The following is a 15,903-nucleotide window of genomic DNA, read 5'->3' on the forward strand; positions in this document are numbered from 1 at the left end:
AACGGGAAGGCGCACTGCGCTTTCCCGTCTCTTTTGGCCTGCCGGGCGCGTCGCGCGCCGCACCGGCCGAAGGAATCGCACGAACCGCGTCATACCCCAGATTAAGCATCCAGGAAAATCACATGGCTATCGTAGAAGTCAAAGTCCCCCAGCTTTCGGAGTCGGTTTCGGAAGCCACCATGCTGCAGTGGAAGAAGAAGCCGGGCGAAGCAGTCGCGCAGGACGAAATCCTGATCGAACTCGAGACCGACAAGGTCGTGCTCGAAGTGCCGGCACCGGCCGCGGGCGTGCTCGCGCAAGTGCTGCAGAACGACGGTGACACCGTGGTCGCCGACCAGATCATCGCGACGATCGACACCGAAGCGAAGGCAGGTGCTGCCGAAGCAGCGGCAGGCGCCGCCGAAGTGAAGCCGGCGGCAGCCCCTGCTGCAGCCGCACCGGCAGCACAGCCGGCTGTCGCGACCGCGTCGAGCTCGGCCGCCGCATCGCCGGCCGCAGCGAAGCTGCTGGCCGAGAAGGGCCTGTCGGCAGGCGACGTCGCAGGTTCGGGCCGTGACGGCCGTGTCACGAAGGGCGACGCGCTGGCCGCAGGCAGCGCACCGAAGGCTGCTCCGGCCGCCGCACCGGCGAAGGCCGCTGCTGCGAAGCCGGCGCTGCCGGAAGTGAAGGTGCCGGCATCGGCAGCGACGTGGCTGAACGATCGTCCGGAACAGCGCGTGCCGATGTCGCGCCTGCGTGCGCGTATCGCCGAGCGTCTGCTCGAGTCGCAGCAGACCAACGCGATCCTGACGACGTTCAACGAAGTGAACATGGCTCCGGTCATGGAACTGCGCAACAAGTACAAGGACAAGTTCGAGAAGGAACATGGCGTGAAGCTCGGCTTCATGTCGTTCTTCGTGAAGGCGGCCGTGCACGCGCTGAAGAAGTTCCCGCTGGTGAACGCGTCGATCGACGGTAACGACATCGTCTATCACGGCTACTTCGACATCGGTATCGCGGTCGGTTCGCCGCGCGGCCTGGTCGTGCCGATCCTGCGCAACGCCGATCAGCTGAGTCTCGCCGAGATCGAGAAGAAGATCGCCGAATTCGGCCAGAAGGCGAAGGACGGCAAGCTGTCGATCGAGGAAATGACGGGCGGTACGTTCTCGATCTCGAACGGCGGCGTGTTCGGGTCGATGCTGTCGACCCCGATCATCAACCCGCCGCAATCGGCCATCCTCGGCGTGCACGCGACGAAGGAACGCCCGGTTGTCGAAAACGGCCAGATCGTGATCCGTCCGATCAACTACCTGGCCCTGTCGTACGACCACCGCATCATCGACGGCCGCGAAGCAGTCCTGTCGCTCGTCGCGATGAAGGATGCGCTGGAAGATCCGGCGCGCCTGCTGCTCGACCTGTAAGCCGAGTCTCACTGCATTGACCCGCCCCGCACGCTCGCGCACTTGCGCGAGCGTGCGGGCGTACAAGTAGAAAGGATTGTCATGTCCAAGGAATTTGACGTCGTCGTGATCGGCGCCGGCCCCGGCGGCTACATCGCCGCGATTCGCGCCGCGCAGCTCGGCAAGACCGTTGCCTGTATCGAGAAGTGGAAGAACCCGGCCGGCGCGCTGAAGCTCGGCGGTACCTGCCTGAACGTCGGCTGCATCCCGTCGAAGGCGCTGCTCGCCTCGTCGGAAGAGTTCGAGAACACGTCGCATCACCTGGCCGACCACGGCATCACGGTCGACGGCGTGAAGATCGACGTCGCGAAGATGCTCGGCCGCAAGGATGCGATCGTCGAGAAGATGACGAGCGGGATCGAGTTCCTGTTCAAGAAGAACAAGATCACCTGGCTGAAGGGCCATGGCAAGTTCACCGGCAAGACCGATGCCGGCGTGCAGATCGAAGTGAGCGGCGAGGGTGAAACCGAAGTCGTCACCGCGAAGAACGTGATCATCGCGACGGGCTCGAAGGCGCGTCACCTGCCGGGTATCCCGGTCGACAACAAGATCGTGTCGGACAATGAAGGTGCGCTGACGTTCGACTCGGTGCCGAAGAAGCTCGCCGTGATCGGCGCAGGCGTGATCGGCCTCGAGCTCGGCTCGGTGTGGCGTCGCCTGGGTGCCGAAGTGACGGTGCTCGAAGCGCTGCCGGCATTCCTCGGCGCAGCCGACGAAGCGCTCGCGAAGGAAGCGGCCAAGCTGTTCAAGAAGCAGGGCCTCGACATCCATCTCGGCGTGAAGATCGGCGAAGTGAAGACGACCGCCGACGGCGTGTCGATCGCTTACACGGACAAGGACGGCAACGCGCAGACGCTTGACGCCGACCGCCTGATCGTGTCGGTCGGCCGCGTGCCGAACACCGACAACCTCGGCCTCGAGGCAATCGGCCTGAAGGCGAACGAACGTGGCTTCATCGATGTGGACGACCACTGCCGTACCGCGGTGCCGAACGTCTACGCGATCGGCGACGTGGTGCGCGGCCCGATGCTCGCGCACAAGGCGGAAGACGAAGGCGTGCTGGTTGCGGAAGTGATCGACGGCCAGAAGCCGCACATCGACTACAACTGCATTCCGTGGGTGATCTACACGTACCCGGAAATCGCATGGGTCGGCAAGACGGAACAGCAACTGAAGGCCGAAGGCCGCGAGATCAAGTCGGGCAAGTTCCCGTTCTCGATCAACGGCCGCGCGCTCGGCATGAACGCGCCGGACGGTTTCGTGAAGATGATCGCGGACGCGAAGACCGACGAACTGCTCGGCGTGCACGTGATCGCCGCGAACGCGTCGGACCTGATCGCGGAAGCCGTGGTGGCAATGGAGTTCAAGGCGGCGTCGGAAGACATCGCCCGCATCTGCCATCCGCACCCGTCGATGTCGGAAGTGATGCGCGAAGCGGCGCTCGCCGTCGACAAGCGCTCGCTGAACAGCTGAGCGCGGTATAGCGCCGGCCGGCCATTGGCCGGTGCAGCCGTCTCATGACGAAGGCGGGCGGGGGTTTCCCGCTCGCCTTCGTTCTTTCCGGTTTGCCCGATGAACGTCACCGAATACTACACGCGCGAACTGACCACGCGCGGCTATCAGTCCGATCCCGCCCAGCGCGCGGCCGTCGATCGCCTGCAGCGCTGTTTCGACGAGTGGGTCGAGTACAAGGCGCGTCGCTCGAACGCGTTCAAGAAGCTCATCAATCATCCGGACCTCCCGCGCGGCGTCTACATGTGGGGCGGCGTCGGCCGCGGCAAGAGCTTCCTGATGGACAGCTTCTATGCGGTGGTGCCCGTGCAGCGCAAGACGCGCCTGCATTTCCACGAATTCATGCGTGAAGTCCACCGCGAACTCGAGGAGCTGAAAGGGCAAGCCGATCCGCTCGACGAGCTCGCGCGGCGCATCGCGAAACGCTACCGGCTGATCTGTTTCGACGAATTCCACGTGTCGGACATCGCCGACGCGATGATCCTGTACCGGCTGCTCGATCGCCTCTTCAACAACGGCGTGCAGTTCGTGATGACGTCCAACTACGATCCCGACGATCTGTATCCCGATGGCCTGCATCGCGACCGCATGCTGCCGGCGATCGCGCTGATCAAGCAAAAGCTCGACGTGCTGAACGTCGACGCGGGCGTCGACTATCGCCAGCGCACGCTGGCGCAGGTGCAGATGTACCACACGCCGCTCGGCGCGGACGCCGATCGCGAACTGCGTCATGCGTTCGCGAAGCTCGCCGCGGTGCCGGACGAAAGCCCGATCCTGCATATCGAGAAGCGCGAGTTGAAGGCGCTGCGCAAGGCCGACGGCGTCGTCTGGTTCGACTTCGCGACGCTGTGCGGCGGCCCGCGTTCACAGAACGACTATCTCGAGCTTGCCAGCCGCTTCCATGCGATCGTGCTGTCGGAAGTGCCGCAGATGTCGCCGCGGATGGCGTCCGAGGCGCGACGCTTCACCTGGCTCATCGACGTGCTGTACGACCACAAGGTCAAGCTGCTGATGTCCGCGGCGGTGCCGGCGGAGCAGCTGTACGTCGAAGGGCCGATGGCGAACGAGTTCACGCGCACGGTGTCGCGGATCGTCGAGATGCAGTCGAAGGAATACCTCGAAACGCCGCGTCGTATCGTCGATACTTCGCTGACCTGATCGCGGTTGCCGGCGAGCGGCGGGTTTCAAAGGTCAATTCCGGTCAAATTCCCGCAATCTCCGGGTATTTTCGGACTTGTCTTATGTTCACGGTTGAGGTCAGCCGATATCGTTGCGTCATGGTTCCCAAGGCTGGAGATATCCATGACACCGTATCGCGATCTGACCGACCATGAGTGGCGCTGCGTCGCGCCGTTTTTGCCCGAAATGCAGCCGCGCACCGAGTTGCGCGGCCGACCATTGGCCAACACACGCGCCGTCCTGAACGGCGTGCTGTGGATCATCTATAGCGGCGCGACCTGGTCCGCGATGCCGCGTCGTTACCCTTCGTACCAAACCTGCCACCGCCGTTTCAAGGTCTGGCACGAGACCGGCACGCTGCGGCAGGTGATGCACGCGTTGTATGGCGACGCAGGCGCGAATCTGTGCGACCAGCTGGCCACGCGGATGCGCAAGCACGCGCAATCGAAGGCGGCGGCGGTACGCAGTGCCGTGGCGCCGGTCTATCGCACGCCGCACAGCTACACGGCGGATGCGCTGAAGCGCGCAGCGTGATGTCGATCGGTTTCATGCACGTCGGCGTCAAAACAAAATCGGCCTGACGACGTCGTCGCAGGCCGATTTTTTTATCGCGTCGCGCGTGTCGACGCGCGTTGCGTCATTGTGCGCGAACCCAGGTCTGCGACCGGCCGAGCAGCGATACGCCGATATAGCCGCGCACGACGAGCTTCTGGCCGCCGTCTTCGAGCGACATCTTGCACTTGTAGACCTTGCCGTTCTCCGGGTCGAGAATGTTGCCGCCGTCCCAGTGATCGCCGTCCTTCTTCATCGCCTTGATGATCGTCATGCCCTTGATGAGCTGATCCTTGCGCTCGTCCGTGCATGCGGTGCAGCGGCGATCGGGCGTGTCATTGGCGCCGAGGCCTTTGACGACCTTGCCCGACAGCGAGCCTTCGCCGTCGTCGGCGATCTGCACGAGCGCCTTCGGCTGATGCGTGTTGTCGTCGATCGTCTGCCACATGCCGACGGGGCTGTCGGCCTGGGCGAAGGTGGGAGCGGCGCAAGCGAGCAGGGCACTCGCGATGGCCAGTGCGCGCAACGGGCGGGTCAGTTGAATCATCGTCTTCCTCCTTGTTTCATGTCGTGTTCGATGTGCCCGCACGACCGTCTGCATGGGGCGGTGGCATGTTGCGAGCTTTGCCAGAATACGTGAAACCGCACGCCGCGTTTGATAGAGGGGGTTCTAATCCAAACGGCCCGCGAGACGCAGGCTGTCTGGTGACCGATCAGTTGAGCTGATACGAGAACGCGGCATTCACGCGCGGGCTGCGCGATGCGCTTTCAACCGGTGCATCGCCGACCGGCTTCGCGATATTCAGATCGAGACTGTAGTAGCGGCTGTCGGTAAACCGCACGCCGATACCGACCGACGACAGGCGGCTCGGCGACGGCGTGCCGGTATGCAGGTACACGCGCGCCATGTCGTACGCGATGTACGGCGTGATCGATTTCATGTACGTCCAGCCCGGCGTGAATCCGCGGTTGACCTCCAGCGACATCCCCCAGCCCGAGTCGCCCGACGTTTCGCCGGGCTGGTAGCCGAGCGCATAGCGCGTCGAACCGAACGAGATCTGCTCCGACGTCGGCAGCGAGTCGGGGCTGTACTGGCCGGTCAGCGAGACCGACGTGCCGATCTTGAACGGCCATTCATTGGTTTGCGTGAAGGTCGCGCCGGTGCGCACGAACGTCAGCGAGATCGGGCTGTCCACCGACGTCGTGTTCGAGCCGATCGTGATGTCCTGCGATTTCGACGCGCCGAGAATGTTGAAGCCCTTCGCGACGTTCACGCTCAGCTTCTGTACCTGCTTGGCCGATACGCTCGTATAGTCGAGCTGCATCTGCAGCACGCGGACCTGCGAGCGTGTATCGATGCTGTTGCCGCTGATCTTGTTCTGGTAGCGGTCTTCGTTGTGCGACGCATAGCCCGACACGGTGCCGAGCAGGCTGCGCTGGTTGTTCAGCAGCAACGGATAGGATGCCGAAAGACCGAGCTTCTCGTTCTTGACGGTGCGCTCGACGGCCGACGGCAGGCCCGGGTTGTCGGTCGGCTTGCCGCGATACGTGCTGGCGTCGAGGCGCGTGACCAGGCCGCTGCTGCCGACCGGCACGGCACCGCTGAATGCGACGTAGGTCTGCTTGTCGCGTCCGGGCGGCGCCAGCGCGGAAATGCTCAATTGCTCGCCGAACGACGTGAGGCCGTTCTCCGTTGCGGTGATGAGCCCCTGCACGCCCGGGTGATTGAAATCGATGCCGGTGCTGATGTTGAATGCCTTGCGGTCGACGGCCAGTTCGAGCGTCGTTGCGCCGTCGGTCGTCTGCGGCGGTGGCACGTTGGCCTTCACCGACACGCCGGGCAGGAGGCCAAACGTGTTCACGTAGCGTTCGAACGTCGCGCGGCGCAGCGGGCGATCGGCCGTGATGTGCGCGGCGATCGCGCGGATCTTCGATTCCATCGCGCCGGGCTTGCCGGTCACCTTGACGTCCGACACATAGCCTTCGACGACCGTGACGCGCACGACGCCGTTCTCGAACGTCTGCGCGGGAATGAACGCGAACGACAGCGCATAGCCGCGATCCTGGTACAGCTTGGTCACGCCGTTGGCGGTTTCGATCAGCTCGCCGATCGTGATGTCCTTGCCGACGAGGGGCGTGAAGCGACGCGAGATCTCGTCGAACGGCACCGACTTCACGCCTTCCACCTGGAACGTCGTCGGCGTCAGGTGCCGCGACAGCAGTTCCTGCAGTTGCGGTGCCTGCGGCGCGACCTGCACGGTGACGCTCGGGCCTTTCTGCGGGGCATTGATCTGGGGGAGGGAATCGAGCGGGTTACCTGCCGCGCGCGTTTGTGCATGTGCCGTGCCTGCCGCCGCGATAGCGAGCAGCATCATCCATCTGTCGAGTCTGGATTTCATTGTTCTTCCTCGTAGGCCTTGCTTTTCGTCTTCTTTCTAATGCGGGCGCGCGACACCAGGGTGTCGCGCGCCGCGTGCCGCATTGCCGGTTGTATTGGTACGGCCGCGCCTCTTGCTCCGGCTGCAAAGGCGCGATCGTCCTCCTTACTTGCCGACGCTACCCAGCGTGCCCAGCAGCCCCGTGACCGGTGCCAGCAGACCCGTCGAACTGCCCGACGATGCCGCACCCGTCACGCTGCCGACCAGCGACGTGACTGGTGCGAGCGGGCTCGACGAACCCCCGGTTCCCGCTGCACCGCCGACTGTTCCGGTGACAGTATTCAGCAAACCGGTGACGGGCGCGAGAGGGTTTGCCCCGCCTGCACCACCCGTTGCGCCGCCCAGCGTGCCCGTGACCGTCGACACGAGGCCCGTGACGGGCGCGAGCGGATTGCTGCCCGAGCTGCCCGTTGCGCCGCCGACCGCACCCGTGAGCGAACCGAGCGGCGTCGAGCCGAGGCCGGACAGCAGGCCGCCGAGCGGGTTCGTCGAGCCGGAACCCGACGACGTGCCGTTCTGGACCGTAGCCGTCGAGCCGCCGACGAGGCTGGTGAGCAGGCCGGGGATCGGTGCCGCGCCGTTCGGACCGTTCGGGTTCACGAGGCCGCCCGCGTTGGTCACGGTGTTGCCGACCGCGGTGACGAGCTGGCCGACGTCGCCGACGAGCGGCTGGTTAGACGTGCTTGCGACCTTCGTGCCCGCCGAGCTGATTGCACCGCCGACCTGACCGAGCAGGCCCGACACGGGCTGCCCGAGGCCGGTGGTCGTGCCGACCTGTTGCGTGACCTGGCCTGCGGTGATCACCAGCGGCGTGATCGCCGAGCTGAGCGGCTGCGTTACCTGCTGCACGGCACCCGACGACAGTGTCGAACCGATCGTCGTGCCGGCTGCCGAGAGGCCGTTGGCAACCGTGTCGAGCACGGTTCCGACCGGCGTCGTGACAGGGGCGAGCGGCGCGAGCGGACCCGTGCCGAGCGCCTTGACCGTCGAACTCAGTCCGGACACGGTGTTGCTCGTCGCGCCGACGACGTTCCCGAGGCCGGCGACCGTCGTGCCGACGGGATCCTTGATCGAGCCGGTCTGTCCCAGCCCGTTGCTCAACGCATCGGCAGCCGCGTTGATGATCGTGCCGGTGCTCGAGACGGTGCTGCCGACACCCTTCGTCACGCCGTCGCCGAGGCCGGGCACGCTGATGTTGCCGACCGTGCTGCCGAGGTCGGTTGCCGTCTGGCCGATCGTGCTGACAGCGCCCTTGGTGCCGGTGGACGAGCCGCTGGTGCCGCTCGTACCACTGGTGCCGCTCGTGCCGCTGCTGCTGCCGGCATTGCTGCTCGTCGGCGGCGTGCTGACGCTGTTGCCGCCGCAGGCGGCCAGCAGGCACGCTGCGGCGAAAGCGGTGAGGGGCGCGCGCCATTGGCGCAGGGCGGCCGTCGTGATGGAACGTTGCTGGGACATGATGGACTCCTCGCTGTCTTGTCGATGAATGGATGTTCGATTACTTGCCGTGCGTGCCGCCGAGCAGGCCGCCGAGCAGCGACGTGACAGGCGCGAGCGGGTTCGAGCCCGAGCCCGAATTCGTGACGGCGCCCGTGGTGCCGCTCAGTGCCGGGGCACCGACCGTGCTGGTGACCGCGGACACGGCGCCCGTCACGGGAGCGAGCGGGTTGCTGCCGCCCGCGCCGCCCGTTGCGCCGCCGAGCGCGCCGGTGACGGTGGAGACGAGGCCGGTGACCGGAGCGAGCGGACCGCCGCTCGTGCCGCCCGTTGCGCCGCCGAGTGCGCCGGTGACGGTGGAGACGAGACCGGTGACCGGAGCGAGCGGGCCGCCGCTCGTGCCGCCGGCTGCGCCACCGAGTGCGCCGGTGACGGTGGAGACGAGGCCGGTGACCGGAGCGAGCGGACCGCCGCTCGTGCCACCCGTTGCGCCGCCGAGTGCGCCGGTGACGGTGGAGACGAGACCGGTGACCGGAGCGAGCGGGCCGCCGCTCGTACCGCCGGCTGCGCCACCGAGTGTGCCGGTGACGGTGGAGACGAGGCCGGCGACCGGAGCGAGCGGGCCGCCGCTCGTACCGCCCGTTGCGCCGCCGAGCGTGCCGGTGACGGTCGTGAGCAGGCCCGTGAGCGGCGCGAGCGGGTTGGTCGCGCCGCCGGTGGCGCCCGTGAGCAGGCCGCCGACGGCCTTCACGGTATTGCCGGTCGACGAGACAGTGCTGCCGAGGCCGGTCGTGACGGGATTGCCGCCCGTCGACGCAATCACCGCGCCGGCCTGGTTCAGGCCGTTGCCGATCGTGCCGAGCAGCGTGTTGACAGGGGCGCCGAGGCCGGTGGCCGTCCCGATCGTCTGCGTCGTCTGACCAACCATCGTCGTGATCGGCGTGATCGCCGAGCTGACCGTCTGCGTGACCTGCTGGATCGGGCCGGTCGACAGCACGTTGGACAGCGTGGTGCCGCCGTTCGAAACCGCGTTGCCGACCTGCGTCACGAGGCCGCCGACGGCGCCGGTGACGGGAGCGAGTGGCGACAACGGGCCGCTGCCGAGGCTCGTGACCAGGTTGCCGGTCTGCGTGACTGCGCCGCCGAGCTGGTTCACCACGCCGCCGGTGCTGGCGACCGTGACGCCGACCGGGTCTTTCGTTGCGCCGAGCTGGCCGAGGCCGTTGCCGAGGCCATTGCCGAGTGCAGTGACCGCGCCGCCGACGTTCTGGATGATGCCGCCCGCCGCTTGCGTCGTGGCCGGGTTGACGCCGGGCAACGACTGGCCGGCGACGACGCCGCCGAGGTTTGACACGGTGCCACCGAGATTGGTGACGAGATTGCTGCCGCTTGCGAGGACCTGACCCACTGCGTTCGACGACACACCGGAGGTGCCGCTCGTGCCGCTGGACGTTCCGCTCGTCGTTCCGCTCGTCGTGCCGCTGGTGCTGCCGCTCGTCGAGCCGCTCGTGCTGCCACTGGTCGAGCCGCTGGTGCCGCCAGACGTGCTGCCGCTCGTCGAACCGGACGTGCCGCCGCCCGACGTCGAGACGGAGTCGCCACCGCCCGAGCTGGAGCCGCCGCTGAGCCCCTTGCTGATGGAACCGGAGCCGCCGCACGCGGAGAGGGAAAGCATGGCTGCCACGGTGGCCGCGATCATAGTCGTCCGGAGCGTGCCATGAGGGATAACCTTAATGTCCATTTCGTCCTCGCATTGAAGCTGATGTTGTGTTGAGTGATGCGGGGATTACTCTGCAACTGTCGTGCCATTTCGATGGCCGACGGCTCGACGATTGGTTTTAAACGGGGCAATTCCTTGTCGGAAAAGGGATTTAGGCAAATTGAAAGATTGTTGAATCTGTTTAAGAACGGTCGAGTGAGAACGGTTTCGGCCGTTTCGTAACGTAACGTCACAACATTGGCGTTACGCGTGCGGCGTAACGTGGGCGGGCGTGCAGGCCTGGCGGGCGCTCCGGCTGTTTTACTGGTGGATTAGGTGTGCACATCTAACCTATCGTAAGTCCTATGTGTAAGGCGTACCGAAACGCCGTACAAATACGGCTGTGCTCCCGGAAAGTTTTTTCGATCCGGTCTTAAAAGAGGTTGGAAGTTAAATACGATCGGATATAGAATCCGGAGCAGGTGTAAGGAAATGTACAGCTCGGTACACGACGTTCGAGGAGGGTCACTATCGCGAATGTTAACTTGCATCAAATTGTGATACATACCCCTCGGGGTGACATATAAAGAAAGCGCATCCGGTTGTCGTTACTTAGTTGTAGCGAACGACGCGGGGCAAGGGCCCGATATGCGGGGATGTACAACGTATAAAAGGCCAAAAAACGTACATACAGGCACGAGGAATTAAAAAATGAAAGCACTCATCAAGCGCTTCCTCAAGGAAGAAGACGGGGTTACCGCGATCGAGTATGGGCTGATTGCGGGTCTGATTGCAGCCTTGATCATTGCCAGCGTGACGACCATCGGCACGAAGATCTCGGCTCTGTTCTCCACGATCGCTAGTTCGTTGCCCTGACCCTTGCAGTTCGTTGGGGGTGAGCGAGCCGCGGTTGCGGCTCGCTCGCCGTTACATGGGCATGCGCAGTCGATCGCGATATGGCATATCTCATCAGCACCAGCATTTTTTTTGCCTGGGCCGTCCTTGTTGCTGCCGGCGATATTCGATTTCGACTCGTTCGGAATTCGCTCGTCCTCTGCGGAGGCATTGCCGCACTCGTTAGTTCACTGATAAACGCAAATCCGTTCGGTATTTCAACCGAGCAGGCATTGATCGGCATGCTGGTCGGTTTGGTCGGTTTCTTCCCGCTTTTTGCGATGCGCGTCATGGGTGCGGCAGACGTCAAGGTATTCGCGGTCCTCGGTGCGTGGTGCGGCTTGCCGATATTGCTTTGGCTGTGGGTTATTGCCAGCCTTGCCGCCGGATTACACGTCCTTGGACTGATGCTGCTGACGCATACGCCGCTCGGGGCGTTATGGGTGCGCGGACTGCCGGCAATGGCGCTCGGCGGGCGTCGCTCGACACCGTACGCGGCGTGTCTCGTTGTTCCCGCGGCAATTTGGCTGGCCTATCTGGTCGTAACCTGGAGCGGGCGATGAAACGACAATATCGACCGGGGGCGCGCTTGCGGGAGCGAGGGGCGACTGCCGTCGAGTTCGCGCTGGTGTTTCCGCTGTTTTTCCTGATTCTGTACGCGATCGTGACGTTCGGGCTGATCTTTGCGGTTCAGCAGAGCCTGACGCTTGCCGCGACCGAAGGGGCGCGTTCGGCGCTGAACTACGTCTACGAGGCCAACGGGTCGGGTACGAAGGCACTGACGGACCGGGCGAGTGCGGCAAAGGCGACGGCTGTCGGTCTCACTTCGTGGCTGACCAACGTCCAGATCCCGGCACCGGTATCGGGAGCATGCAGCTACGACACAACGATGTATTGCGTGACAGTCACGGTGACCTATCCGTACAAGGCCCATCCCCTGGTTCCGTCCCTGCCGTTGCTGGGTCTCGTCACGCCGACACAGCTTACGGGCACGGCCACGGTCCAGATCAATCCGGCCACCATCCTATGAGCCGGGCAGTACGCGTAGTGGGTCACATGCATACGGCTGTGTCCGCGCTCGAACATAACTACATCAATCTACGGCACCCACATTCACCATGGCCAACAACTTGACGAAGATCATCGCCGGGCTGCTGATCGCAATCGCTGTTCTGCTCGGGATCTATGCTTGGACGCTTGGTCGCGCGCCGGCCCACCCGCCAGCCGTGGCCGCGCCGGCTGCAGCGGCGCAATCGGTGCCGATCGTCGTGGCGGGCCGCCTGCTGCCGGCCGGCCAGCCGATTCCCGCCGACGCATTGAAGCTTGCGCAGGCTCCCATGATGCCGATGGGCGGATTCAGCGATCCGGCGCCCCTCGTCGGTCGTGTGCCTGCGAACGACATTCTTGCTGCAGCACCGGTGCTCGAAGGCGGGTTGACCTCCGGATTGGCCGACCAGGTGGCGCCCGGTGAGCGCGCGGTCGCCGTCAAGGTCGACGAGACGAACGCGGTCGGCAACCGGTTGCGGCCCGGCAACTTCGTCGACGTGTTCCTGAACCTGCGGCGCGACGGCTCAGGCGGTGCGCAGGCGATCTCGGAGATTCCGGGTACGCAGGCACGCCTGCTGTTGTCGAAGGTCCGCGTGCTTTCATTTGGCGATGCGACCTCGGATCGGGACGGCGGCAGCGGGCCGAGCGGCGCGGTGAGGACCGCGGTGCTCGCCGTACCGACGGCACAGGTCGATGCGCTCACGCTTGCCGAAGCAAGCGGTCGTCTGACGCTCGCGCTGCGCAATCCGCGCGACACCGAAATCGCGACGCAGACTGTTGCGATTCGTACGGCGGCCGGGGGCGCGACGCCGTCGGCGCAGGCCGCGGGCGGCGTATGGCTTGACGACCTGTCGGGCGGACGAGCGCGCGGTACGCCCCGTGCACCGGTTGTCCCGCGGATGCCGGCTGTCGTGGCCCGGGGGAGCGGCGGCAGCATCGAAGTCATTCGTGGCGGGCGTGCCGAAACGCTCGCCTATTGACATCAACGTACGATCATCGACAGCAGCTACGGAAGAGAGAGGGTCGCGCGACGGCCTCCGACACAATGACAAACAAACTGATTGCATACGCGATTGCTATTTGGGCCATGACCTTCGCTGTCCTGACGGAGGCTGCCGGCACAAACGGGTCGATTGACCTTGCGGTCGGCTCGCAACGTCAGGTTGCTGCCGGCCGCACGCTGCAACGAATTGCGGTTGGCGATCCGGCCGTCGTCGACGTGCTGGTCATGAAGGGGAGCCATGCGGGATCGGTGCTGTTGGTTGCGAAGGCGCCGGGTTCGACGAACGTGTTGTTGTGGGAACGGGGCCGTGACGAGCCGACGGTGTGGAACGTCAATGTCGTTGATGCCGCCGCACAGGCGGTGCTCGATGGGTCCGCTCCAAAGGTCAAGGCATACGGCGGAGCCGCGGTCTTGTCGGGTTCCGCGGCGTCGCTCGATGCGCATGAACGCGCCGTGGCCGTGGGCAAACGGATCGGCGGCAAGGACGGTGCAGTGATCGATGCATCGACGGTTGGTAACCGGAGCGTGGTTCAGGTCGACGTGCGTGTCGTCGAATTCAGTCGCTCGGTGCTGAAGGAAGCGGGACTGAACTTCTTCAAGCAGAGCAACGGGTTCGCGTTCGGTGCGTTTTCGCCGGGCGGCCTGCAATCCGTGACGGGCGGCGCGACGTCGGGTTTCCAGGCGACTGCGGGCATTCCGATCGCGTCGGCGTTCAACCTCGTCGTGAATTCGGCCGGCCGCGGCATCTTCGGCAATATTTCGATTCTCGAAGCGAACAACCTGGCCCGGGTGCTGGCGCAGCCAACGCTGGTAGCACTGTCGGGGCAAAGCGCGAGTTTTCTCGCCGGTGGCGAAATTCCGGTGCCGGTGCCGCAGGCGTTGGGCTCGACGGCGATCGACTGGAAGCAGTACGGCGTCGGTCTGACGCTGACGCCGACCGTCTTGAGCCAGCATCGGATTGCGCTGAAGGTCGCGCCCGAATCGAGCCAGCTCGACTTTCAGCACGGCGTAACGATCAACAGCGTGTCGGTGCCGGCCATCACGACGCGGCGCGCGGACACGACGGTCGAGCTGGGCGATGGCGAGAGCTTCGTGATCGGTGGTCTGATCGACCGGGAAACGATGTCGAACATCAGCAAGGTACCGCTCCTGGGCGACCTGCCGATCATCGGTGCTTTCTTCAAGTCGTTGAATTACCAGCAGAACGACAAGGAACTTGTGATCATCGTGACGCCGCACCTGGTGGCTCCGATAGCGAAGGGCGCGCCACTTCCGGCGACGCCGGGCGAGTTGTCCGAGCAGCGCGACGGGCCGGTGTGGCGTTCGTATCTTGGTGGGATCGCGTCGCCCGATGCCGCGCCGGGGTTTTCGAAATGACCGCACGGCGCGGCGTCGCGCGATATCGATTCGGGGGTATTCAACATGAACGCGAGAACCCTTTCATTGGCTGAGCCCGCCGTGACTGACTATTTTGTATGCGCATCGCACCGGGACGAGCATCTCCGTTGGCTGGGGGACACGCTCATCTCGGCCGGTACGGTGGAAGCTGTGTCGCTGGAGCCCGGCGCGCTGGCCCAGCGCATCCTGGGGCTCAACCCCTCGATCGTGTTTATCGATTTTTCCCGCGCGCAGGCCGAAGCCAGTGCTGCCGCGGCGGCGGTGCGTCTCGCGCACCCGAGCCTGCCGGTCGTCGCGCTCGGCACGTTGGCGGAGCCGGAAAGCGCACTCGCTGCGCTGCGGGCCGGTGTGCGCGATTTCATCGATGTTTCCGGCAGTGCGGAAGATGCTTTGCGCATTACGCGCGGGCTGCTCGAGCATGCCGGCACGGAACCGGCCAATCGCCACGGCAAGCTGGTCGCGCTGCTCGGCGCACGCGCCGGAATGGGCGTGAGTACACTCGCGTCGAACCTTGCCGTTTGGCTGCACAAGCGCGGGGCGACCGGTAACGTCGCAGGCGACACGTCCGCGTTCGGGGTTGCGACGTCGCATGCACGGCAAACCGCGCTCGTCGACCTCGGCCTGCCGGCGGGCGATAGTGCGTTGTTCCTTAACACGCGTTGCGAATTCCACTTTGTCGAAGCCGTGCGCAATCTGCGCCGCATCGATCGGACGTTCGTCAATACGGCGCTCGCGCGACATGCGAGCGGCGTTGCGCTGACGACGCTGCCGCCGAATCTCGCCGATTTACGCGATGTGTCGTACGCGGCGTGCGTCGGTCTCCTGAACCGACTGCGTGCATTCTTCGATCAGCAGATCGTCGATCTTGGGGGCTTTACCAACCTGGAGTTCGTCGCGCAGATCGCGGCGGTTGGCGATGAGGCGTGGCTTGTCTGCGATCAGGGCGTCGCGTCGATCGTCTCGGCGGTCGATTTGCTCGAAGGGCTCCGCGATGCGGGTGTCGACCTCGGCAAGATGCGGCTCATCGTCAATCAGTACGACGCGGCGCTGAGCCTGACGCCGGCACAGATCGCAGAACGGCTCGGCATCGCGTTGCTGACTACGCTGCCCGCGCGGCGCGTGTCGATCGGGCAGGCAGCGAATCAGGGGCGACTCATCGTCGACATGGCTGAGCGCGATCCGTATGTGCGTGCGCTCGAGCCGCTAGCGGAGCGACTGTCGGGCACGGTGGCCGCCGGAAAGAGCGCCGCTTCGGGCCTGTCCGTGCTCAAGCGATTCATTCAACCTTCGTCCAGGCGTTCGTAAGCG

Annotated in this window: 14 protein-coding genes; 10 read left to right on the forward strand and 4 right to left on the reverse strand. The window is 64.9% G+C overall.

What is annotated here, in order from left to right; all coding sequences use genetic code 11:
• The first annotated feature begins 122 nt into the window (after window positions 1–122).
• The 4 genes from odhB (at window position 123) to U4012_RS26480 (ending at window position 4,664) form a co-directional block, all read left to right on the forward strand.
• The gene (gene odhB, locus U4012_RS26465; RefSeq protein WP_044846025.1) at window positions 123–1,400 is read left to right on the forward strand and encodes a 2-oxoglutarate dehydrogenase complex dihydrolipoyllysine-residue succinyltransferase; all 1,278 of its coding nucleotides are present in this window, start codon (window positions 123–125) and stop codon (window positions 1,398–1,400) included.
• A gap of 81 nt (window positions 1,401–1,481) precedes the next feature.
• Complete coding sequence (lpdA, locus tag U4012_RS26470) at window positions 1,482–2,912, forward strand: dihydrolipoyl dehydrogenase (protein WP_044846024.1); 1,431 nt, start codon at window positions 1,482–1,484, stop codon at window positions 2,910–2,912.
• A 99-nt stretch (window positions 2,913–3,011) separates the two neighbouring features.
• Window positions 3,012–4,109, forward strand: a complete 1,098-nt coding sequence (zapE, locus tag U4012_RS26475; RefSeq protein WP_044846023.1) for a cell division protein ZapE — start codon at window positions 3,012–3,014, stop codon at window positions 4,107–4,109.
• Window positions 4,110–4,253: 144 nt separating this feature from the next.
• On the forward strand, window positions 4,254–4,664 hold the full coding sequence (locus U4012_RS26480; protein WP_321802185.1) for a transposase: 411 nt from the start codon (window positions 4,254–4,256) through the stop codon (window positions 4,662–4,664).
• Window positions 4,665–4,767: 103 nt separating this feature from the next.
• Here the strand turns inward: U4012_RS26480 and U4012_RS26485 are convergent, their stop codons facing one another.
• The 4 genes from U4012_RS26485 to U4012_RS26500 form a co-directional block, all read right to left on the reverse strand.
• Window positions 4,768–5,229 (reverse strand): DUF2147 domain-containing protein, encoded by a 462-nt coding sequence (locus U4012_RS26485; RefSeq protein WP_044846021.1) that lies wholly within the window; start codon window positions 5,227–5,229, stop codon window positions 4,768–4,770.
• Between the two features lie 166 nt (window positions 5,230–5,395).
• Complete coding sequence (locus tag U4012_RS26490; protein ID WP_321802186.1) at window positions 5,396–7,081, reverse strand: ShlB/FhaC/HecB family hemolysin secretion/activation protein; 1,686 nt, start codon at window positions 7,079–7,081, stop codon at window positions 5,396–5,398.
• A gap of 144 nt (window positions 7,082–7,225) precedes the next feature.
• Window positions 7,226–8,575: a collagen-like triple helix repeat-containing protein gene (locus U4012_RS26495; protein ID WP_124488908.1), complete on the reverse strand. Its 1,350-nt coding sequence runs from the start codon at window positions 8,573–8,575 to the stop codon at window positions 7,226–7,228.
• A gap of 40 nt (window positions 8,576–8,615) precedes the next feature.
• A complete protein-coding gene (locus tag U4012_RS26500; protein WP_321802187.1) occupies window positions 8,616–10,295 on the reverse strand; it encodes a collagen-like triple helix repeat-containing protein in 1,680 nt (559 codons plus the stop codon).
• Window positions 10,296–10,964: 669 nt separating this feature from the next.
• Here U4012_RS26500 and U4012_RS26505 point away from each other — a divergent pair.
• The 6 genes from U4012_RS26505 to U4012_RS26530 all read left to right on the forward strand — a co-directional run bounded on the left by U4012_RS26505 (window position 10,965) and on the right by U4012_RS26530 (window position 15,900).
• Complete coding sequence (locus tag U4012_RS26505) at window positions 10,965–11,129, forward strand: Flp family type IVb pilin (protein WP_321802188.1); 165 nt, start codon at window positions 10,965–10,967, stop codon at window positions 11,127–11,129.
• Window positions 11,130–11,209: 80 nt separating this feature from the next.
• Entirely contained in the window at window positions 11,210–11,710 is a 501-nt protein-coding gene (locus U4012_RS26510) for a prepilin peptidase (protein WP_321802189.1), read from the forward strand.
• Complete coding sequence (locus U4012_RS26515; protein WP_321802190.1) at window positions 11,707–12,177, forward strand: TadE/TadG family type IV pilus assembly protein; 471 nt, start codon at window positions 11,707–11,709, stop codon at window positions 12,175–12,177. Before U4012_RS26510 ends, U4012_RS26515 begins: the two co-directional genes overlap by 4 nt.
• Before the next feature lie 88 nt (window positions 12,178–12,265).
• Window positions 12,266–13,174, forward strand: a complete 909-nt coding sequence (cpaB, locus tag U4012_RS26520; protein WP_321802191.1) for a Flp pilus assembly protein CpaB — start codon at window positions 12,266–12,268, stop codon at window positions 13,172–13,174.
• A gap of 65 nt (window positions 13,175–13,239) precedes the next feature.
• Window positions 13,240–14,574, forward strand: coding sequence for a type II and III secretion system protein family protein (locus U4012_RS26525; protein WP_321802192.1), 1,335 nt, complete (start codon window positions 13,240–13,242; stop codon window positions 14,572–14,574).
• A gap of 45 nt (window positions 14,575–14,619) precedes the next feature.
• Entirely contained in the window at window positions 14,620–15,900 is a 1,281-nt protein-coding gene (locus tag U4012_RS26530) for a fimbrial protein (protein WP_321802193.1), read from the forward strand.
• The last annotated feature ends 3 nt before the right edge of the window (window positions 15,901–15,903 follow it).

Origin of the sequence: Burkholderia sp. BCC1988 (assembly GCF_905339895.1) — a bacterium.
GTDB lineage: Bacteria > Pseudomonadota > Gammaproteobacteria > Burkholderiales > Burkholderiaceae > Burkholderia.

What these genes read in the sequence shown, in the direction of transcription:
- odhB (WP_044846025.1), top strand. Translation starts at nt 123, where the DNA reads ATGGCTATCGTAGAAGTCAAAGTCCCCCAGCTTTCGGAGTCGGTTTCG.
- lpdA (WP_044846024.1), top strand. Translation starts at nt 1,482, where the DNA reads ATGTCCAAGGAATTTGACGTCGTCGTGATCGGCGCCGGCCCCGGCGGC.
- zapE (WP_044846023.1), top strand. Translation starts at nt 3,012, where the DNA reads ATGAACGTCACCGAATACTACACGCGCGAACTGACCACGCGCGGCTAT.
- U4012_RS26480 (WP_321802185.1), top strand. Translation starts at nt 4,254, where the DNA reads ATGACACCGTATCGCGATCTGACCGACCATGAGTGGCGCTGCGTCGCG.
- U4012_RS26485 (WP_044846021.1), bottom strand. Translation starts at nt 5,229, where the DNA reads ATGATTCAACTGACCCGCCCGTTGCGCGCACTGGCCATCGCGAGTGCC.
- U4012_RS26490 (WP_321802186.1), bottom strand. Translation starts at nt 7,081, where the DNA reads ATGAAATCCAGACTCGACAGATGGATGATGCTGCTCGCTATCGCGGCG.
- U4012_RS26495 (WP_124488908.1), bottom strand. Translation starts at nt 8,575, where the DNA reads ATGTCCCAGCAACGTTCCATCACGACGGCCGCCCTGCGCCAATGGCGC.
- U4012_RS26500 (WP_321802187.1), bottom strand. Translation starts at nt 10,295, where the DNA reads ATGGACATTAAGGTTATCCCTCATGGCACGCTCCGGACGACTATGATC.
- U4012_RS26505 (WP_321802188.1), top strand. Translation starts at nt 10,965, where the DNA reads ATGAAAGCACTCATCAAGCGCTTCCTCAAGGAAGAAGACGGGGTTACC.
- U4012_RS26510 (WP_321802189.1), top strand. Translation starts at nt 11,210, where the DNA reads ATGGCATATCTCATCAGCACCAGCATTTTTTTTGCCTGGGCCGTCCTT.
- U4012_RS26515 (WP_321802190.1), top strand. Translation starts at nt 11,707, where the DNA reads ATGAAACGACAATATCGACCGGGGGCGCGCTTGCGGGAGCGAGGGGCG.
- cpaB (WP_321802191.1), top strand. Translation starts at nt 12,266, where the DNA reads ATGGCCAACAACTTGACGAAGATCATCGCCGGGCTGCTGATCGCAATC.
- U4012_RS26525 (WP_321802192.1), top strand. Translation starts at nt 13,240, where the DNA reads ATGACAAACAAACTGATTGCATACGCGATTGCTATTTGGGCCATGACC.
- U4012_RS26530 (WP_321802193.1), top strand. Translation starts at nt 14,620, where the DNA reads ATGAACGCGAGAACCCTTTCATTGGCTGAGCCCGCCGTGACTGACTAT.